This is a genomic window from Agrobacterium sp. B1(2019) (assembly GCF_008274755.1).
GTDB classification, from domain to species: domain Bacteria; phylum Pseudomonadota; class Alphaproteobacteria; order Rhizobiales; family Rhizobiaceae; genus Agrobacterium; species Agrobacterium salinitolerans.
Genome location: NZ_VTPB01000001.1, coordinates 573,715 through 594,463 on the forward strand (window position 1 = coordinate 573,715; position 20,749 = coordinate 594,463).

Here is a 20,749-nt window from a genome sequence, read left to right on the forward strand (position 1 = left end):
CCATGGTAAGCCGAGTTGATCGCGGTCCGGTCGCGGAGTGGTTCTGGACTATCGACCGTTTCTTTCTGGCGGCGTTCATCGCGCTGATGGGCATCGGCCTGATGCTGTCCTTTGCGGCGTCGCCTGCGGTTGCTGAGCGTATCGGTCTCAACAGCTTCTTCTTCGTCGAGCGTCAGGCCATGTTCATGGTGCCGTCGCTGGCGATCATGGTCGGCCTTTCCTTCCTGTCGCCGCGACAGGTGCGCCGTGTGGCGGTCATCATGCTGATCGCGTCGCTGCTGATGATGATCTTCGCGCTGTTTTTCGGCATCGAGGTCAAGGGCGCGCGGCGCTGGATTTCCATCGGCACCTTCTCGATCCAGCCGTCGGAGTTCATGAAGCCGGCTTTCGTCATCGTCTGCGCATGGCTTTTTGCGGAGCGGGCGCGCCACCCGGAGATTCCGGGCAATCTCTTCGCCATCATCACGTTCAGTATCGTCGCTGCACTCCTGATCGCCCAGCCGGACTTCGGCCAGACAATCCTGACTTCGGTCGTCTGGGGCGGCATGTTCTTCATGGCCGGCGTGCCGTGGTTCTGGATCATCATGCTCGGCGGCCTTGGCGTCGGCGGCATTGTAACCGCCTATCTCATGCTCCCGCACGTCGCGGGCCGTATCGACCGGTTCTGGACCGGCGAAGGCGATACGTTTCAGGTTGATACCGCACGCGAGGCGATCATTCGCGGTGACTGGTTTGGGCGCGGACCCGGCGAAGGCATCGTCAAACGCATCATTCCCGACAGCCATACCGACTTCATCTTCTCGGTGGCGGCGGAAGAGTTCGGCATTGTTTTCTGCATGTTCCTCGTTGCGATCTTCGCCTTCATCGTGCTGCGCGGCCTCTCGCACGCCTTCAAGGAAAAGGACGATTTCTGCCGTTTTGCGGTGGCCGGTCTCGTGCTGCAGATCGGCATGCAGTCGATGATCAATATCGGCGTCAATCTCGAACTCATGCCCGCCAAGGGCATGACCTTGCCGCTGATTTCCTATGGCGGTTCGTCGATGATGGCGATCTGCGTGACCGCCGGCTTCCTTCTGGCGTTGACACGCCACAGACCCGAAAAGCGGGCGCAGGAGCGGAGTTTCTTCCGCGTCGGTTCCGGCGTTCCCGCGGAGTAAACGATCATGAGCAAGGGTATTGTTCTGCTTGCCGCCGGGGGAACCGGCGGCCATGTGTTTCCGGCGGAGGCGTTGGCGCATACGCTGAAGGCGCGTGGGTATTCCGTACACCTCGTCACCGACAGCCGCGCCGAGCGTTATGCGGGCAAGTTCCCGGCAGATGAAGTTCATGTGGTGCCGTCCGCCACTATCGGCTCGAAAAATCCGATTTCCGTAGCGCGTTCGCTCTGGAAGCTGTGGGTAGGTCTGCGCGCCGCACGCCGGCTGGTGGCTAAGCTGAAGCCGGTCGCGGTTGTCGGCTTTGGTGGTTATCCCACCGTGCCGCCGCTGCTGGCCTCCACCGGCCTCGGAGTGCCGTCGATCATTCACGAGCAGAATGCGGTGATGGGCCGCGCCAACAAGGCGCTGGCTGCCCGCGTGAAGGCGATTGCCGGCGGTTTCCTGCCGCCCGCCAATGGTCAATATTCCGACAAGACGGTGGCGACCGGAAATCCTGTGCGCCCGGCGGTGCTGGCGGCCTCTGAAATTCCCTACACGCCCTCGCAGATGGGCGAGACTTTCCAGCTCGTGGTTTTTGGCGGCAGCCAGGGTGCGCAGTTCTTCTCCGGCGCGGTGCCGGCCGCGATCTGCCTGCTGAAGGATGAGCAGCGCAAGCGCATTGTCGTCACACAACAGGCTCGGCCCGAAGATAAGGACAGCGTCATCGCCTCCTATCAGAAGCTCGGCGTGAAGGCTGACGTTTCGCCCTTCTTCGGTGATATGGCGTCGCGCATCGGCGAGGCCGATCTGGTCATCAGCCGCTCGGGCGCTTCGACGGTATCGGAGCTTTCGGTAATCGGCCGTCCGTCGATCCTCGTGCCTTATCCGCATGCGCTCGATCACGATCAGGCGGCCAACGCCGCAGCGCTTTCGGCAGCGGGTGGCGCGAGCGTCATCAAGCAGGCGGAACTGTCGCCGCAGAAGCTCTCCAGCCTGCTGTCCTCGGCGCTTTCGGAGCCGGACCGGCTTTCGGCAACGGCAGCAGCGGCCAAGGCAACGGGTAAACCGCATGCGGCGGATGTGCTGGCCGATCTGGTGGAGGCAATTGCCTCCGGCCAGTCCGTACAGGAATTCAAAAAGAAGAATGAAGGAGTTGGGGCATGAAGATGCCGAAAGCCATAGGCCTTGTGCATTTCATCGGCATAGGCGGGATCGGCATGAGCGGCATTGCCGAAGTGCTTCATAATCTCGGCCACCGCGTGCAGGGGTCCGACCAGGCAGACAGCGCTAATGTGCAGCGTCTGCGTGACAAGGGCATCGAGGTTTTCGTCGGTCACACGGCTGATAATATCGGTGACGCCGAGGTTGTGGTCGTTTCCACCGCCATCAAGAAGAACAATCCGGAACTTATCGCGGCGCGGGAAAAACACCTGCCGATCGTTCGCCGTGCCGAAATGCTGGCCGAGTTGATGCGTTTCCGTAATGCCATCGCCATCGGCGGCACCCACGGCAAGACCACGACGACCTCCATGGTCGCGACCCTGCTGGAAGCTGGAAACCTCGACCCGACCGTCATCAATGGCGGCATTATCAATGCTTACGGCACCAACGCCCGCATGGGCGAGGGTGAATGGATGGTGGTGGAGGCCGACGAATCCGACGGCACCTTCCTGAAGCTTCCGGCCGATGTGGCCGTCATCACCAATATCGATCCGGAGCATCTGGATCATTACGGCAATTTCGACGCCGTGCGCGCCGCGTTCCGCCAGTTCGTCGAGAATGTGCCGTTCTACGGCTTCGGCGTCATGTGCCTCGACCACCCGGAAGTGCAGGCGCTGGTCGGCCGCATCGAGGACCGTAAGGTCATCACCTATGGCGAGAACCCGCAGGCGGACGTACGTTTTTCGAATGTGCGCATCGACGGCACGCGCTCGGTCTTCGACGTGGAAATCCGCCGTCGCCGCACTGGCAAGATATTCTCCTTCAAGGACCTCGTCCTGCCGATGCCCGGCCGCCACAATGTGTCGAATGCTACGGCGGCGATTGCCGTCGCCAATCGCCTCGGTATTTCCGAAGCCGACATCAAGAAGGGCCTTGCCTCCTTCGGCGGCGTCAAGCGGCGCTTCACGCTGACGGGCGAAGCCAATGGGGTGCAGGTTTTTGACGATTACGGTCACCATCCGGTGGAGATCAAGGCTGTGCTGAAGGCGGCGCGGGAGGCGTGCAAGGGCCGCATCATCGCCGTGCACCAGCCCCACCGATACAGCCGCCTTTCCAGCCTGTTCGACGATTTCGCGCATTGTTTTAACGATGCCGATACGATTATCCTTGCTCCGGTCTATGCCGCGGGCGAAGATCCGATCGAGGGCGCAAGCTCGGAAGCGCTGGTTTCGGCCATCAGGGCCGCCGGCCACCGGGATGCCCGTTTTCTCGAGAAACGGGAAGATCTCGCCTCAGTGGTTGCGGGCATTGCGAATCCGGGTGATTTCGTGGTTCTCTTGGGGGCTGGAAATATCACGCAATGGGCAGCAGTACTGCCTTCGGAATTGAAGAGCATATCAGGAAAGTCTGAATGAGACAGGTCGATGGGGTTAAATTGCTGGGGAGGCTCGGCGACGGGGTAAACGAACTGAGGGGACGTCTGACACCGGATGCGCCCATGGACCGCGTGACGTGGTTCAGAGCTGGCGGTCTTGCGGAAGTCATGTTCCAGCCTCACGATACCGAAGATCTGATTGCCTTCCTGAAAATTCTGCCGGAAGACGTTCCGTTGACCGTGGTCGGCGTTGGCTCGAACCTTCTGGTGCGCGATGGCGGCATTCCGGGCGTGGTTGTCCGTCTGTCGGCCAAGGGTTTCGGCCAGGTGGAGCTTGCCGGTGAAAACCGCATCAAGGCGGGCGCGATCTGCCCCGACAAGCATATTGCGGCCATGGCCATGGACAATGGCATCGGCGGCTTCCATTTCTACTACGGCATTCCCGGCTCCATCGGCGGTGCGCTGCGGATGAATGCGGGCGCAAACGGCGGCGAGACGCGCGAGCGGGTGGTGGAGGTCTATGCGGTCGACCGTCAGGGCAACCAGCATGTGCTTTCCAATGCTGATATGGGCTATAGCTACCGCCACTCCGGCGCAGATGAGGGCCTGATTTTCACCGGCGCGCTGTTCGAGGGTTATCCGGAAGACAAGGCGAAAATCCGCGCCGAAATGGATGCTGTGCGTCATCACCGCGAAACGGTTCAGCCGATCCGCGAACAGACCGGTGGTTCGACCTTCAAGAATCCGGAAGGTCACTCCGCGTGGGAACTGATTGACGAAGCAGGCGGCCGTGGTCTGGTCATCGGCGGCGCGCAGATGTCTTCACTGCATTGCAATTTCATGATCAATACCGGCCACGCAACTGGCTATGATCTGGAATATCTGGGTGAAACCATCCGCAGGCGCGTGTTCGAGAAATCGGGCATCCGGCTCGAATGGGAAATCAAACGTCTTGGGCTGTTCATGCCGGGCCGTGAGGTGGAGCCTTTCCTCGGGGCTTGAGGCCGGCCGGCTTTTGAGCCTTTGATGACAAGTAACCAAATAAGAGCCCGCGAAACTCTCGTTTCGCGGGCTTTTTGCTGTCAGTATCGATGCGGCTCAGACTTCGTCCTTGTGGGACAGAAGAATGCAGGCCAGCGTGATGAGGGCGGATACGCAGAGGTAATAACCGACATAGCCCATGCCGTAATTCACCTGCAGCCATGTGGCGATGTAAGGCGCCAGCGATGCGCCGAAAATGCCGGCCATGTTGAAGGTGATGGATGAGCCGGTATAGCGCACGCGGGTCGGGAAGGGGGCTGCAAGCGCCGTTCCGATCAGACCGTAGGTCATGCCCATCAGCGTCATGGCAAGTGCTGCGAAGACGAAGATCGAGTCTTCGCTGCCGGTCATCAGGCTTGGCAGCAGGAAGGAGAACAGGCCGATCAGAATGGTCGTGATGATCAGGATTTCGCGGCGGCCGAATTTTTCGGCGAGCTTGCCAGCGATCGGGATGAAGATGCCGAAAACGATGGAGCCGAGGATCTGCACTTCCAGCGCGTCGAGGAACGGGATTTTCAGGACCTTGACGTTGTAGGAGAGCAGATAGGCGGTGCCGATATAGAACAGCACGAAGGTGGCCAGCGCCACGAAGGTGCCGAGCACGAGGCTGCGCTTGTGGTTGCGGAACAGTTCCGCAACCGGTACGGCCACGCGCTCTTCCTTTTCGATTGCCTTCTGAAAGTCGGGCGTTTCGGTGATCGACAGGCGAACCCACATGCCGACCGCGATCAGGATGATCGAAGCGACGAAGGGAATGCGCCAGCCCCAGCTCAAAAGCGCTTCCTGAGACATGAAGTGCAGCAGGATCCAGAACACGCCGGACGAAAGGAACAGGCCAACGGGTGCGCCGAGCTGCGGGAACATGCCGTACCAGCTACGCTTACCCGGAGGGGCGTTTTCCGTGGCGAGCAGGACGGCGCCGCCCCATTCTCCACCGAGGCCGAAACCCTGGCCGAAGCGGCAAAGCGCGAGCAGCAAGGGAGCCAGAACGCCGGCGGTCTCATAGGAGGGCAGGAGGCCGATCACGACGGTGGAGACGCCCATCGTGAGTAGTGCTGCGACAAGGGTGGTCTTGCGGCCGACACGGTCGCCATAGTGGCCGAAGACCACAGCGCCCAGCGGGCGGGCGAAAAAGGCGATGGAGAAGGTGGCGAAGGACGCGAGAAGCGCCGTCATCGGGTCACTGTTCGGGAAGAACAAGGTGGGGAACACGAGCACTGCGGCCGTGGCGTAAACGTAGAAGTCGAAAAACTCGATGGTCGTGCCGACCAGACTGGCAGTGAGAACTCGTGCAGGCGAATTTGTCTTTACAACGTTCGAATTGTCAGCCGTCGGCGATACCGTAGATATCGCGTCGGTCATGGTATTGGATCCATTTTGAATGATTTCAATGTCATGCCTTGGGAGGCGATGACTGCGTTAACGCAATTTTTGTGCTCAGGGAATGCTAAAAAAGAAATAATGCAGATAATGTGATCTATCAGCACGACACGTGTGGTTATGCTTCTCGGGGATGCTTTGGCGATTGAGAGACTGATTCAGGCCGCGGTTTTAAAACGCTGAAACGCCAGATAATTTTCCTTGGGGAATAATCCCGTCTGTTAACGTTTCGACCTTGCCTTTATCGCGGAGCAGGGGCCGCGCGGCTGCCGTTTTATTTTCGATCATTGAAAACCTGCATGTTGCAATCCGTGCAACTCTCTGATTCCAAGGAGGGAATCCGGATCGGTGCTGATTCTTTAACAAAACTCGGCACGTTGGGCGCGGCGGTTAACGAAAGTAAACGATTCATTAACCTTAATGGCGTTTAACTGATCTCAAGGATCATGTGCCAGAATCACCGTTCGTCAAATCCGGTCGGTTCGGGGCGTGGTTCGTAACGGAGAGTTGGTGTCAGAGGGTTCGATGAGCGGCAAGCACGTAGCTGTTCTTTTGGGTGGATTTTCGTCGGAGCGGCCGGTCAGCCTGTCGTCGGGCAACGCTTGCGCGCAGGCTCTGGAGGACGAGGGCTACAAGGTCACCCGGGTCGATGTGGGGCGCGATATCGCCGCCGTACTCGACGAGCTGCGCCCGGATGTCGCCTTCAACGCGCTGCACGGTCCTTTTGGTGAAGACGGCACCATTCAGGGCGTCCTCGAATATCTCGCCATTCCCTATACGCATTCCGGCGTGCTGGCTTCAGCTCTCGCCATGGACAAGGCGCAGGCCAAGAAGGTTGCCGCTGCTGCCGGCATCCCGGTGGCTGCCGAGCGCGTCATGAACCGCTTCGATTTCACCAGCGAGCATCCGCTTGCACCCCCTTATGTGGTGAAGCCGGTGCGCGAAGGTTCGAGCTTCGGTGTCGTGATCGTCAAGGAAGACCAGTCGCACCCGCCGCAAATCCTCACCTCGTCGGAATGGCGTTACGGCGACCAGGTCATGGTCGAGCGTTACATTCATGGTCGCGAGTTGACCTGTGGCGTGCTCGATGGCGAGGCGTTGGGCGTTACGGAAGTGGTGCCGCTTGGTCACAATTTCTATGATTACGATGCGAAATACGCTGCCGGTGGCTCGAAACATGTCATTCCCGCAGAAATTTCACCGAAAATTTACCAAAAAATTCAAACACTGGCGGTTATGGCGCATCGGGCGATCGGATGCCGTGGCGTAAGCCGTTCAGACTTTCGTTACGACGACCGTTTCTCAGAAGATGGCGAAGTTATCTGGCTTGAAGTGAATACGCAGCCGGGCATGACGCCGACCTCCCTGGTGCCGGAAATGGCGGCTCATGCTGGCCGCTCCTTTGGTAACCTTGTTAGCTGGATGGTGGAGGACGCTTCGTGTTTGCGGTGACCGGCAAAAAGTCGACGGCAAAAAAGCGCGAGCAATATGCGGCGGCGGTCAATGCCGACGATCGCAGGGTGCTGCCGCGTCCGCTGCGTCGCTTCGTGCGTTTTGGTGTCAGCCTTGCGACCGGACGCATTCACATTCCCGCCCATACCGGTACGATTTCGGCCGTCGCTTTTTACGCTGTGATCGGGCTCTACGGCATGTCGCTCGGCGGGCACACGAATATCGTGACCCAGACCACGACATCGGCCGCAGGCTTTGCGGTTGAGGACGTGAAGGTCTCCGGCAATCTGCAGACCTCCGAAATCGAAGTTTTCCAGCTTCTCGGCCTCGATGGCAGCACCTCGCTGATCGCGCTCGATATCGATGCAGCGCGCCGCAAGCTGGTGCAGCTTCCCTGGGTGGAAGACGTCGATATCCGCAAGGTCTATCCGAAGACGGTCGAGGTCCGTCTGAAGGAGCGTAAAGCTTTCGGCATCTGGCAGCACGGCACGGAACTGTCGCTGATCGAAAAAAGCGGTAGCGTGATTGCGCCACTGCGGGACAATAAATTCGCCTCCCTGCCGCTGTTCGTCGGCCGCGACGCGGAAACGGGTGCTGCCGGTTTTGTCGCGCAACTGGCCGACTGGCCGGAGATCCGCAACCGCGTTCGCGCCTATGTCCGCATTGCCGGCCGCCGCTGGGACCTGCATCTCGATAACGGCATCGTTGTCAAGCTGCCGGAAGAAAATCTGCCGAAGGCGCTGCAATTGCTGGCGCGGCTCGATCTCGAGGAAAAGGTGCTGTCGCGCGATGTCGCCGCCGTCGATCTGCGGCTGTCGGACCGCACCACGATCCAGCTGACCGAGGGCGCCGCCAAGCGCCGTCAGGTGGCTGTCGATGCGCGGACCAAGGCTCTCAAGAAGGCGGAGAAGAACACATGAGCTTTTTCGGTTCTTCCCATTTTGGCCTGCCTCGCCTGAAGCCATTGTCTTCCAAGCGCAGCCACATCGTTTCGGTGCTCGACATCGGCTCGACCAAGGTCGTGTGCATGATCGGCCGGCTGACGCCGCGCCAGGAAAGCGAAATTCTGCCCGGCCGTACCCACAAGGTCGAAATCATCGGCATCGGCCATCAGCGGTCGCGTGGCGTGAAATCCGGCGTGATTGCCGATCTTGACGCGCTCGAAGGCGTTATCCGTCTCGCCGTCGATGCGGCCGAGCGCATGGCGGGTCTGACCGTCGACAGCCTGATCGTCAATGTTTCGGCCGGAAGGCTGGCGAGCGATATCTATACCGCGAGCATCGATCTCGGCGGTCAGGAAGTGGAAGCAAGCGATCTGCGCAAGGTTCTGGTGGCGGCAAGCCAGCAGTCCATGCGTCAGGACCGGGCGATCCTGCATTCGCTGCCGACGGGTTATTCGCTGGATGGCGAGCGCGGGATTCGCGATCCGCTCTCGATGTATGGCGATCTTCTCGGCGTCGACATGCATGTCGTGACGGTCGAACGTACGGCGCTGAAGAACCTCGAGCTTTGCGTCAACCGCGCCCATCTTTCGGTCGAGGGCATGGTGGCGACGCCCTATGCCAGCGGTCTTGCAGCACTGGTGGACGATGAAGTCGAACTCGGCTGTGCGGCCATCGACATGGGCGGCGGCACCACGACGATCTCGGTTTTTGCCGAGGGCCGGCTCATCCATACCGACGCGATCGGCCTTGGCGGTCATCACGTCACGACAGATCTTGCACGAGGCCTCTCGACACGAATCGAAGATGCGGAGAGACTGAAGGTGGTGCATGGTTCGGCATTGCTGAATGGCGCGGATGAGCGCGACATGATTTCGATCCCGCCGATTGGCGAAGACGATCGCGATCAACCATCGCAAGTTTCAAGAGCATTGGTCACCCGCATCGTGCGGGCACGTATCGAAGAGACGCTGGAATTGATCCGTGATCGTATCCAGAAGTCCGGCTTCAGCCCGATTGTCGGCAAGCGCGTCGTCCTGACCGGCGGCGCAAGCCAGTTGACGGGTCTGCCGGAAACGGCGCGGCGCATTCTTGCCCGCAACGTCCGTATCGGCCGCCCCATGGGTGTGGCCGGTCTTCCGGTCGCGGCAAAGGGCCCTGCCTTTTCGACGGCGTGCGGACTGATGATCTATCCGCAGGTGGCGGATATCGAAATTCATGCGGCGCAAGGCGGAATGTTCTCGCCGTTTGGCAACGGTAGCGGCCGGATAGCCCGGGTGGGGCAATGGCTGAAAGAGAGTTTTTGAGTGGCCTCGGGGCGCAAGCCGGAGGTTTCAGAGTTGAGTTTCAAGAATCGGCCAGCGGGGCGATGCGGCCAGAGAAAGAAGGAATGTTAAAATGACGATACAGCTGCAGAAGCCTGATATCACAGAGCTGAAGCCACGCATCACCGTCTTCGGTGTCGGCGGTGGCGGTGGTAACGCTGTCAACAACATGATCACGGCTGGCCTTCAGGGCGTCGACTTCGTCGTCGCCAACACGGATGCGCAGGCGCTGACCATGACGAAGGCAGATCGGGTCATTCAGCTCGGCGTCAACGTCACCGAGGGTCTCGGCGCCGGTTCGCAGCCGGAAGTCGGTCGCGCTGCCGCTGAAGAATGCATCGACGAGATCATCGATCACCTGAACGGCACCCATATGTGCTTCGTCACCGCCGGCATGGGCGGCGGCACCGGCACGGGCGCTGCTCCCGTCGTCGCACAGGCGGCCCGCAACAAGGGCATCCTGACGGTCGGCGTCGTTACCAAGCCTTTCCACTTCGAAGGCGGACGCCGCATGCGTCTTGCCGAACAGGGCATCGAGGAACTGCAGAAGTCCGTCGATACGCTGATCGTCATTCCGAACCAGAACCTCTTCCGTATTGCCAATGACAAGACGACCTTTGCGGACGCCTTCGCCATGGCCGACCAGGTTCTCTATTCCGGCGTTGCCTGCATTACCGACCTGATGGTGAAGGAAGGTCTCATCAACCTCGACTTCGCCGACGTCCGTTCGGTCATGCGTGAAATGGGCCGCGCAATGATGGGTACTGGCGAAGCTTCCGGTCCGGGCCGCGCAATGCAGGCTGCGGAAGCGGCAATCGCCAACCCGCTGCTCGACGAAACCTCGATGAAGGGCGCACAGGGCCTGCTGATCTCCATCACCGGCGGTCGCGACCTTACCCTGTTCGAAGTCGACGAAGCCGCAACGCGTATCCGCGAAGAAGTCGATCCGGATGCGAACATCATCCTCGGCGCGACCTTCGACGAAGCGCTTGAAGGCCTTATCCGCGTCTCCGTCGTTGCAACCGGCATCGACCGCGTCGCAGGCGTCGGCGAACAGAACGTTGCCGAAATGCGCGCCGCAGCCGCCGCTGCAAAGCCGCTTATCCGTCCTTCCGCGGCCGTTGCTCCCGCTCCGGCCGCAGTCCAGCCTGCCGCAGTCTCGCAGGCACCGAAGGCCGTAGACCCGATCGCACAGACCATCCGTTCGGCGGAAGCCGAAATGGAACGTGAACTCGGTTTTGCCGCACACCAGCAGCCGGCCCAGGACTTCCGTCCGCAGAGCAAGCTGTTCGCATCTTCTCCGGCTGAAGCACCGGCGGCTCTCCGTCCGGCCCAGCCGGTTCAGCAGGCGGCTCCGGCTCCGGTAGCCCAGGCTCCGGCCTATCATGCTCCGGAACAGGTTTCCGCTCCGGCACCGCGCATGCAGCAGCCGCAGGCACCCGTCTATCAGGAGCCCGCACCAGTTGCGCGCCAGCCCGAGCCGGTTCGCATGCCGAAGGTTGAAGACTTCCCGCCGGTCGTCAAGGCCGAGATGGAACATCGCACCCATGCCGCTCCTGCCGCCCAGGAAGAGCGTGGCCCGATGGGTCTTCTGAAGCGCATCACCAACTCGCTTGGTCGCCGCGAAGAGGAAGAAGTTCCCTCCGACATGATGGACGCACCGAGCATGGCTCCGCAGCAGCGCCGCGCCCCGCTTTCGCCGGAAGCCAGCCTCTACGCACCGCGCCGTGGCCAGCTTGACGATCACGGCCGCGCAACGCCCGCCTCGTCCAGCCATCACGACGACGACCAGTTGGAAATTCCGGCCTTCCTGCGTCGTCAGTCCAACTAAAAGCGATTCCATCCGCCTCTTCGAACGCCCGGGTTTCACGATCCGGGCGTTTTGTTTATTTTGCGTTATTAACACTAAATTAATTCGTATTTTCAATTGTTTAGGCGTGTAACAATCCGAAACGAACAGTGATTTGTCGTGGCGCCTTCATGTGCGTATGTATGAGGCTGGGTAAAGGAAACACGGACTTGGCCGGTTGCCAAACCGGCTCGAAAACTTGAACGGCGCTCAAGCGGCGCGGTTTGCAAAACAAGGCATATTCGCATGACCATCGGACTGCTCGGATTTCAGACAACTATCGCACATGCCGTTCAGCTTAAAGGCATTGGCGTGCATTCCGGCAATCCGGTCTCGATGACGTTCCAGCCCGCAGAAGCTGGAACGGGCATCGTTTTTAATCGCCTTCATGACAATGGCAGCGTTACCGAACTGAAGGCGGTGTCCGCCAATGTCGGTAACACCGATCTTTGCACGGTGCTCGGCCGCTCGCTGACGCAGTCTGTCGCGACGATCGAGCACGTCATGGCCGCCATCTACGCCATGGGCCTTGATAACCTTGTCGTTGAGGTCGACGGTCCGGAAGCGCCGATCATGGACGGCAGCTCGGCGCCTTTCATCGAGGCGATCGAATCCGTCGGCATCAAAAACCTCGGCGTAAAGCGCCGCTACATCCGCGTCACGAAGCCGGTACGTATCGATTCGGGCGCCTCCTGGGCGGAGTTCCGTCCTTACGACGGTACGCGCTTCGAGGTGGATATCGATTTCGACACGCCGCTGATCGGCAAGCAGTCCTGGAAGGGCGATCTGACGGCGGAGAGCTTCAAGAACGAACTGTCGCGCGCCCGTACCTTCGGCTTCATGCGTGATGTGGAGCGCCTGTGGGCGGCCGGTTATGCGCTCGGCTCTTCGCTTGAGAACTCGGTCGTCATTTCCGATGACAACAGCGTCATCAACATGGAAGGCCTGCGTTACGCCAAGGACGAATTCGTCCGTCACAAGACGCTGGACGCCGTGGGCGATCTGGCGCTTGCCGGCGCGCAGTTCATCGGCTGCTACCGCTCCTATCGCGGCGGCCACAAGGTCAATGCGAATGCGCTGAAGGCGCTTTTGAGCGACCGTACGGCCTATGAGATCGTCGAAGCACCGGCCGCCCGCAACCAGATGGTTCGCGCCCGCGAATTCGTTGCGGTCAATATGCCGGAATTCGCACCCTGGTCTGCGTGATTTCCTTCGCAGGCTATCAATTGACAGAAAAAGCCGCTCCCTTTGGGGCGGCTTTTTCGTGATGCGAACAAGAAGTTGCGTTATATCGTCTGATATTCATGCGATTGCATGGGTCGATGCCATAAAAATGCGTTAATGCGTCATCATTGCGTTGCCCTGCGGATGCTTTTATGGCTAGAACGCCATTGCAAAGCCGATGCTTATGTATTTGCGCGGGAAGTGGGAACTGTCGAATGAAGCATGTAGGGTCTGGTGCAATGAAGGGTACGATGCGGGGGATCGCCGTCTCGTTGATGTTGGTTGGCGCGAGTGTCGCCATCACGGCCTGCCAGTCCGATCCGGATATCGACATCACCAAGCTCGGCGTCGAGACCGATCCGCCGGATGTTCTGTACAAGCAGGGCCTTGCCAACATGAACGCCGGCAACATGACAGAAGCCTCACGCAAGTTCGAGGCCATCGACAAGCAGTATCCGTTCACCGAATGGGGCCAGAAGGCGCTGGTGATGCAGACCTTCATCGCCACACGCACCAACAAGAACGATGTGGCGATCACCACTGGCAGCCGGTTCCTGCGGCAATATCCGCGCGCCAAAGATGCCGCTTATGTTCAGTACATGATCGGCCTTGCCTATTCGAAGCAGATTTCCGACGTGACACAGGATCAGCGCGCGGCGCAGCGCACCGTCGAGGCGATGAGCAAGGTCGTCAACGACTATCCCGATTCGGAATATGTCGCCGACGCGCAGGCCAAGATCCGTTTCGCCCGCGACCAGCTCGCTGGCCGCGAAATGCAGGTCGGCCGTTATTATCTTGAGCGCAAGGAATACCTCGCCGCCGTTTCGCGTTTCCGCATCGTCGTTGAGCAGTACCAGAACACCAACCAGATCGAGGAAGCGCTGGCGCGTCTGACCGAGGCCTATTACGCCATGGGCCTGGTGGACGAAGCACAGACGGCGGCTGCCGTTCTTGGCAACAACTATCCTGACAGCCAATGGTATGCGGATTCCTACAAGCTGCTGAAGGGTCAGGGGCTGGAGCCGCGTGAAAACAAGGGGTCCTGGATTTCGCGCGCCGGCAAGAAGCTCATCGGCGCTTGAGACGGGGCATAGGCCATGCTGGTCCAGCTCTCGATTCGCGATATCGTTCTCATCGAAAGGCTCGACCTCGGTTTCGAGGCGGGCCTTTCCGTGTTGACGGGCGAGACGGGTGCGGGCAAATCCATTCTTCTCGATAGTCTCTCGCTGGCGCTTGGTGGCCGCGGCGATGGCGGCCTTGTGCGGCACGGCGAGGACAAGGGGCAGGTGACGGCCACCTTCGAAGTCCCGAACAATCACCCGACACGGCTTCTCCTGCGCGAGAACGGTCTCGACGATGACGGCGACCTGATTTTCCGGCGGGTGCAATCCTCCGACGGTCGCACCAAGGCCTATGTCAACGATCAGGCCGTGAGTGTGCAGATGATGCGCCAGCTCGGGCAATTGCTGGTCGAAATTCATGGTCAGCATGATGATCGCGCGCTTGTCGATACTGATGCGCACCGCACGCTGCTGGACGCCTTTGCCGGGCTGAGCGATGAGGCTCGCGCTGTTCAGAGCCTATACCGCACCTGGAAGGATGCCGAACGCGCGCTGAAGACGCACCGCGCCAAGGTGGAGGCGGCGGCGCGCGAGGCGGATTACCTTCGCTCGTCCGTCGAGGAACTGGAGACGCTCTCGCCGCGCGACGGCGAAGAGGATGAGCTGGCCGAGCGCCGGGCGGTGATGCAGAAATCCGAACGCATTGCCGGCGATATCGCGGAGGCCAGCGAGTTCCTGAACGGCAATGCGTCGCCTGTGCCTGTCATCGCGTCGATGATGCGGCGTCTGGAGCGCAAGAGCCACGAAGCGCCGGGATTGCTGGAAGACACCGTACAATTGCTGGATGCCGCGCTGGACAGCCTCTCCAACGCACAGATGGAAGTGGAGGCGGCCCTGCGTCGCACCGAATTCGATCCGCGTGAGCTGGAGCGGGTGGAGGAGCGGCTGTTTGCGCTGCGCGCCGCCGGGCGTAAATACAATGTCGCCGTACCTGACTTGCCGGCTCTCGCCGAAAAAATGACGGCCGATCTCGCCGATCTCGATGCCGGTGAAGAAAAGCTTGGCAAGCTCGAGGCCAATCTCGGCGTGGTGAAGGCCGATTTCGACCGTGCCGCGCAATCGCTTTCCGACAAACGCCGCCATGCGGCGGAAGCGCTTTCCAACGCGGTGATGGCAGAACTTCCGGCGCTGAAGCTGGAACGGGCGCGGTTTACCGTCGAAGTGACCTCCGATCCCGAACAGGCGACGGCGGACGGTATCGATACGGTGGAATTCCACGTCCAGACCAACCCGGGCACGCGCCCCGGTCCGATCATGAAAGTGGCATCGGGCGGCGAATTGTCCCGCTTCCTGCTGGCGCTGAAAGTGGCGCTGGCGGATCGTGGTTCGGCGCCGACCTTGGTGTTCGACGAAATCGATACGGGCGTTGGCGGCGCTGTGGCGGATGCCATCGGCCAGCGGCTGCGCCGCCTGTCGAAAACCGTGCAGGTCCTGTCCGTCACCCATGCGCCGCAGGTGGCGGCGCGGGCGGCCACTCATCTTCTCATTTCCAAGGGTCCATCCGGCGACGGCAGCGAGCGTATCGCGACGCGCGTGGCCACCATGGAGCCGAAGCACCGCACCGAAGAGATTGCCCGTATGCTTGCCGGCGCGTCGGTGACGGACGAGGCTAGGGCTGCGGCGGCTCGCCTGCTGGCGGCCAAGGACTGACGGCTATTCGTTGCCTTGCGCAAGCGGATGCGGCCTGTGAGTCCAACGGCAAAACTGTTTTTAATGTTTGTTATTTCGGCTAAAAGCGTTCGGTAATTCCGAAAAGAGGCCGTCATGTCGCAAGACCAGAAATCCGTCGAAAACCTCACCGAGCTTGAAGCCTCTTCCGAGCTTGCATTTCTGGCGGCCGAGCTTGCGCGTCATGATGCGCTTTACCACGGCAAGGATGCGCCGGAGATTACGGACGCCGAATATGATGCGCTGAAGCGTCGTAATGACGCCATCGAAGCGGCTTTCCCGGCGCTGGTGCGGGCCGACAGCCCGTCGAGAAAAGTCGGCTTTGCGCCGCTTCCGACCTTTGCGCCCATCGTGCATGCGCGGCCAATGCTGTCGCTCGACAACACGTTTTCGGAAGAGGATTTGCGGGATTTTGTGAGTTCCGTCTATCGCTTCCTCGGGCATCTGCCTGACGATTCCATCGCCTTTACCGCTGAGCCGAAGATTGACGGGCTTTCCATGTCGATCCGCTACGAGAACCGCAGGCTGAAGACCGCGGCGACGCGAGGAGACGGCACGACCGGTGAAAATGTCACCGCCAATATCAGGACCATCAAGGAAATTCCGGACGAACTGCCCGCCGATGCGCCCGATGTGGTTGAAGTACGCGGCGAGGTCTATATGGCCAAGAGCGACTTTCTGGCGCTCAATGCCCAGATGGAGGCCGAAGGCAAGCAGACCTATGTGAACCCGCGCAACACGGCGTCCGGTTCGCTGCGCCAGCTCGACGCCAATGTGACGGCGAAACGCAAGCTGCGGTTCTTCGCCTATGCGCTGGGCGAGGTTTCGAATGGCGGCCAGCCAGCGCGGCTCGCCGATACGCAATACGGCATTGTCGAGAAGTTCCGCGAGTGGGGTTTTCCGGTCAATCCGTTGATGAAGCGATTCACCTCGGCCCAGCAATTGCTTGAGCACTATAACGAAATCGGCGTCGCGCGGCCTGACCTCGATTATGATATCGACGGCGTCGTCTACAAGGTCGACCGGCTCGATCTGCAGGAACGGCTGGGTTTTCGTTCGCGCAGCCCGCGTTGGGCGACCGCGCACAAGTTCCCGGCCGAGCAGGCCTTCACCACCGTTGAGAATATCGAGATACAGGTGGGGCGCACCGGCGCCTTGACGCCGGTGGCGCGGCTCACGCCGATCACCGTTGGCGGTGTCGTCGTTACCAATGCGACGCTGCATAATGCCGATTATATCGAAGGTATCGGCAATAGCGGCGAGCGCATCCGCCCAGAAGACCACGATATCCGCATCGGTGACACTGTTATCGTGCAGCGCGCCGGCGATGTCATTCCGCAGGTGCTGGACGTGCTTCTGGAAAAGCGCCCGGCCGAGGCGGCGAAATATGCCTTCCCGGAGAAATGCCCGGTCTGCGGCAGCCACGCGGTGCGGGAGCGCAATGAAAAGACCGGCAAGCTCGATTCGGTCACGCGCTGCACCGGCGGTTTCGTCTGCCGGGCGCAGGCGGTGGAGCATCTCAAACATTTCGTTTCGCGCAATGCCTTCGACATTGAGGGGCTCGGCACGAAGCAGATCGATTTCTTCTTCGAAAGCGACGATCCGGCGCTCTCGATCAAGACAGCGCCTGACATTTTCACGCTGAAGGCGCGACAGGAGGCGTCTCATCTGACCAAGCTGGAAAATATCGACGGCTTCGGCAAGGTCAGCGTCAGGAAGCTGTTCGAGGCCATTGATGCCCGCCGCGAGATCGATCTGCACCGGCTGATCTTCGCTCTCGGCATCCGTCATGTGGGCGAGACCACGGCGAAGCTTCTGGCGCGCTCTTACAGCACTTATGAGCATTTTGAAGAGGCGATGAAGGCGGCGGCTGATCCCGCAAGCGATGCCTGGGCCGAGCTCAACAGCATTGACGGCATCGGCGAGGTGGTGGCCCGCGCCATCATCGAGTTCTACAAGGAGCCGCGCAATCTCGACGTCATCGACCGCTTGATACGGGAGTTGAAGCCGAAAGAAGCCGAGAAACCCTCAACTGACGGCAGTCCGGTAGCGGGCAAGACTGTGGTCTTCACTGGCTCGCTCGAAAAATTCACCCGCGACGAGGCTAAGGCGCGCGCGGAAAGCCTTGGCGCAAAAGTGGCGGGGTCGGTGTCGAAAAAGACCGATATTCTTGTGGCGGGGCCGGGGGCCGGTTCCAAGCTTGCCAAGGCGACGGAACTGGGCGTGCAGACCATGGACGAGGATGAGTGGCTGGCGTTGATCGGTGGCTGACGGGCCGTCATGGTAATGTTGTTCTCTGCCGCTAGAGCTTTGCGCCTGACACGGAGAGCGCAGCATGGATGACCGTATTGTCGTCAGCACAGAACAGGTTGGGGCGCTGGTGGACAGCCAGTTTCCGCAATGGGCGGGGTTAAATATCCGGCCGGTGGAACTGAGCGGCTGGGACAATCGCAGCTTCCGTCTTGGCGATGAGATGCTGATCCGCATGCCAAGTGCCGCCCGGTATGTTGCGCAGGTAGAGAAGGAGCACAGGTGGCTGCCGGCGCTTGCGCCGCTCCTGCCTTTTCCGATCCCTGCGCCGTTGGCGCTCGGGCAACCGGGACAGGGTTATCCGTTCCGCTGGTCCGTCTATCGCTGGCTTGAGGGCGAACCGCTCGCCCGGTATCTGGATCGCGTTGATCTCTCAACCATCGCCATCGATGTTGCCGCGTTTTTAAGGGCATTGCACGGGACGGATGCTTCGGATGGCCCACCCGCAGGCGCGCACAATTTCCATCGCGGCGGCTCGCTTTCGGTCTATGACGGGGAGGCGAAGGCTTCGGCGGCGCGGCTTGCGGACGAGGTGGATCAGGCGCTGGCCATGGAGATATGGCAGCTTGCACTTTCGAGCCACTGGCGGAAGCAGGGAGTGTGGGTGCATGGAGACATTGCCGGGGGCAATCTGCTGGTGAAGGACGGCCGGCTTTCAGCCGTCATCGATTTCGGCAGTTCCGGCGTCGGCGATCCGTCTTCCGATCTCATCCTCGCGTGGAATGTGCTCGATGCGGAAAGCCGCGCCGTTTTTCGTAAGGCGCTGGAGCTGGATGAGGCCACATGGCAGCGCGGGCGCGGCTGGGCGCTGTGGAAGGCTTTGATCGTGCTGGATGCGGAGCGCGGATGTAACGACAAAATGGCCGAATGGTCGCGGCGGACCATTCGGGAGGTGTTTTCGGATCACCTGGACAACTGACCGGAATTATCGAAGACGCGCCATCACGTGAGCATCGACGTATTTTCCGTCGCGGTAGGCGTCGTTGCGCAGAGTGCCCTCACGTTCGAAACCGAATTTCTCGTAAAGCCGGATTGCCGGGAGATTATCGGTGAAGACGTTCAGCTCGATGCGGCGTATATCGTGCCAATTGTCGGCCGTGTCGATCAACGCCGCGAGAATATATGATCCGACGCCCTTGCCCGCAAAATCGTCGTGAACACTGATCACAAGATCGGCAATGTGGGACTGCCTTCCCGCCCTGCGAAACAGTCCAGCATTGGCAACGATCTTTCCTCGCCATTCGCCAACGATGGCGATATCGTTCGGGCCGCGGTTTTCCATCGATTTCCGTGTCTTTTCAACGGACTGAAACGGCTGTCGAAGCGTGCCGTGACGGACGCCAGGCAGGTTGAACATTTCGGTCAAGGCTTCGGCATCGTCCAGGCGCGCCGCACGCAGGATGACTTCGTTCAAGCTGAATTGCGAATCTTCATTATCGGCAAATTTCACGTTCTGCATGCCTGTCTCCTTGGGCGTATTGGGGGCGTGTGGGGAGCAGGTTTGCGAACCCTGCTCTCTTGGCAGGGTAAAAATGGATCGCTTAACGCGACGACACACCTTTCCCTGCCGAATGGCCGGTGATGGTATGGCGACGGGTGGTATTCTGCTTCGTTGCGATCATGCGTGCAGAATGCTTTTGCCCCGTGTTCCTGTCAAGCGGGTGCGTTGCGCAGCAGGCTTCTGAGTTTTGCCGGCAGCCTGCCGTCGATCGCCGCAAGACCGGCGGCGATCATCGCCATGCCGGCTAAGTGCTTCATCTCCAGCTGTTCCCCGAGAAGCAGCGAACCGAGCAGGATGGCGCTGACGGGAATGAGGAAGGTGACGAGGGCAAGGTTGGTGGCGCCGGCGCTGGCGAGGATGCGGAAGAAGATCAGGTAGGCGAGCGCTGTCGACAGGAGGGCGATGCCGACAAGCGCGCCCCAGGTGCCGAGGCCCGGCATGGCCAGCATCCATGGTTTATCGATAAGGAGGGCGGCCGGGATGAGCATCAGTGTCGAGGAGGAGATCTGGCCGGTGGCGGTCATCAGCGGCGGTACGCCCATGGCCTTGAAACGGCGACCGAAGATGCCCGCGAAGGAATAGGAGACGGCGGCGCCGAGAATGGCGATCTGGCCCCAGAGGCCGGATGAGCCGGTGAAGGCGGCCGGGCCGATCATGGTTGCCACGCCGGCAAAGCCGATCAGCACGCCGGTGAGCTTGTTGCCGGTCATCTTCTCGTCGGCGGTCAGAAAATGGGCGACGATGACGGTGAAAAGCGGCGTTGTCGCATTGAGGATCGAGGCTAGTCCGCTGGCAATATGGGTCTGTCCCCAGACGATCAGGCAGAATGGGATGATGTTGTTGAGCAGACCCATGCCGAAAAAGGCGCGCCACACCGTCCATTCCCTGGGCAGGCGAAGCCCCATGAGGCGGCAGACGATCAGAAGCGCGATCGCCGCCAGGCTGACACGCAGCGCGACGATGGTGACCGGCGGCAATTCCTTGACTGCAACACCGATGAAAAAGAATGATCCGCCCCACAGAAGCGAAAGCGCGACAAGCATCGCCCATTCACCGGCATCCATCTGTTTTTGTATCGCCATCGTCGTCTCCCAAAGCTTGAATATCGACATGATCGCAGGCGGGATGGCCGCCATCCACCCGATATTGGTTGAGTTTACCTCAAGCCGAAGATGGGTGGTTTTAAATGCGTTTCAGGTCTTGTTGCGTCTATTTACTCCCTGTTTTATGGTGTTTTCAAACGATTGTTTCTCGTGCGATAATTG

Annotated in this window: 16 protein-coding genes; 13 read left to right on the forward strand and 3 right to left on the reverse strand. The window is 60.4% G+C overall.

Annotated features, from left to right (window positions below; genetic code table 11):
• The first annotated feature begins 2 nt into the window (after positions 1–2).
• From ftsW to murB, 4 genes are read left to right on the forward strand one after another with little or no spacing between them, the layout of a single operon-like run.
• A complete protein-coding gene (gene ftsW, locus AGR1_RS02790; RefSeq protein WP_080790315.1) occupies positions 3–1,157 on the forward strand; it encodes a putative lipid II flippase FtsW in 1,155 nt (384 codons plus the stop codon).
• A gap of 6 nt (positions 1,158–1,163) precedes the next feature.
• A complete protein-coding gene (murG, locus tag AGR1_RS02795; protein WP_149146121.1) occupies positions 1,164–2,300 on the forward strand; it encodes an undecaprenyldiphospho-muramoylpentapeptide beta-N-acetylglucosaminyltransferase in 1,137 nt (378 codons plus the stop codon).
• Positions 2,297–3,712 carry a UDP-N-acetylmuramate--L-alanine ligase gene (murC, locus tag AGR1_RS02800; protein ID WP_080790317.1) on the forward strand — a complete coding sequence of 472 codons (1,416 nt, stop codon included), beginning with the start codon at positions 2,297–2,299 and terminating at the stop codon, positions 3,710–3,712. Before murG ends, murC begins: the two co-directional genes overlap by 4 nt.
• Complete coding sequence (gene murB, locus AGR1_RS02805) at positions 3,709–4,674, forward strand: UDP-N-acetylmuramate dehydrogenase (RefSeq protein ID WP_080790318.1); 966 nt, start codon at positions 3,709–3,711, stop codon at positions 4,672–4,674. Before murC ends, murB begins: the two co-directional genes overlap by 4 nt.
• 96 nt (positions 4,675–4,770) lie before the next feature.
• Here murB and AGR1_RS02810 read toward each other — a convergent pair whose 3' ends face one another.
• Positions 4,771–6,075, reverse strand: a complete 1,305-nt coding sequence (locus AGR1_RS02810; RefSeq protein WP_149146122.1) for an MFS transporter — start codon at positions 6,073–6,075, stop codon at positions 4,771–4,773.
• 543 nt (positions 6,076–6,618) lie between these two features.
• Between AGR1_RS02810 and AGR1_RS02815 the strand changes: the two genes are divergently transcribed.
• The 9 genes from AGR1_RS02815 (at position 6,619) to AGR1_RS02855 (ending at position 18,902) form a co-directional block, all read left to right on the forward strand.
• Positions 6,619–7,545 carry a D-alanine--D-alanine ligase gene (locus AGR1_RS02815; RefSeq protein ID WP_080790320.1) on the forward strand — a complete coding sequence of 309 codons (927 nt, stop codon included), beginning with the start codon at positions 6,619–6,621 and terminating at the stop codon, positions 7,543–7,545.
• Complete coding sequence (locus tag AGR1_RS02820; RefSeq protein ID WP_187772027.1) at positions 7,533–8,465, forward strand: cell division protein FtsQ/DivIB; 933 nt, start codon at positions 7,533–7,535, stop codon at positions 8,463–8,465. Before AGR1_RS02815 ends, AGR1_RS02820 begins: the two co-directional genes overlap by 13 nt.
• Entirely contained in the window at positions 8,462–9,793 is a 1,332-nt protein-coding gene (ftsA, locus tag AGR1_RS02825) for a cell division protein FtsA (RefSeq protein WP_063950569.1), read from the forward strand. Before AGR1_RS02820 ends, ftsA begins: the two co-directional genes overlap by 4 nt.
• Positions 9,794–9,884: 91 nt before the next feature.
• The gene (gene ftsZ / locus AGR1_RS02830; RefSeq protein ID WP_080790322.1) at positions 9,885–11,642 is read left to right on the forward strand and encodes a cell division protein FtsZ; all 1,758 of its coding nucleotides are present in this window, start codon (positions 9,885–9,887) and stop codon (positions 11,640–11,642) included.
• Positions 11,643–11,906: 264 nt separating this feature from the next.
• Complete coding sequence (lpxC, locus tag AGR1_RS02835) at positions 11,907–12,866, forward strand: UDP-3-O-acyl-N-acetylglucosamine deacetylase (protein ID WP_080790323.1); 960 nt, start codon at positions 11,907–11,909, stop codon at positions 12,864–12,866.
• Positions 12,867–13,099: 233 nt separating this feature from the next.
• Complete coding sequence (locus AGR1_RS02840) at positions 13,100–13,966, forward strand: outer membrane protein assembly factor BamD (protein ID WP_080790324.1); 867 nt, start codon at positions 13,100–13,102, stop codon at positions 13,964–13,966.
• Positions 13,967–13,981: 15 nt separating this feature from the next.
• Positions 13,982–15,655, forward strand: a complete 1,674-nt coding sequence (gene recN / locus AGR1_RS02845) for a DNA repair protein RecN (protein ID WP_149146124.1) — start codon at positions 13,982–13,984, stop codon at positions 15,653–15,655.
• A gap of 114 nt (positions 15,656–15,769) precedes the next feature.
• On the forward strand, positions 15,770–17,944 hold the full coding sequence (gene ligA, locus AGR1_RS02850) for an NAD-dependent DNA ligase LigA (RefSeq protein WP_149146125.1): 2,175 nt from the start codon (positions 15,770–15,772) through the stop codon (positions 17,942–17,944).
• A 64-nt stretch (positions 17,945–18,008) separates the two neighbouring features.
• A complete protein-coding gene (locus tag AGR1_RS02855) occupies positions 18,009–18,902 on the forward strand; it encodes an aminoglycoside phosphotransferase family protein (protein WP_080790327.1) in 894 nt (297 codons plus the stop codon).
• A gap of 6 nt (positions 18,903–18,908) precedes the next feature.
• Here the strand turns inward: AGR1_RS02855 and AGR1_RS02860 are convergent, their stop codons facing one another.
• Positions 18,909–19,442: a GNAT family N-acetyltransferase gene (locus AGR1_RS02860; protein ID WP_080790328.1), complete on the reverse strand. Its 534-nt coding sequence runs from the start codon at positions 19,440–19,442 to the stop codon at positions 18,909–18,911.
• A gap of 194 nt (positions 19,443–19,636) precedes the next feature.
• Positions 19,637–20,566, reverse strand: coding sequence for a DMT family transporter (locus AGR1_RS02865; protein WP_187772028.1), 930 nt, complete (start codon positions 20,564–20,566; stop codon positions 19,637–19,639).
• Between the last annotated feature and the right edge of the window lie 183 nt (positions 20,567–20,749).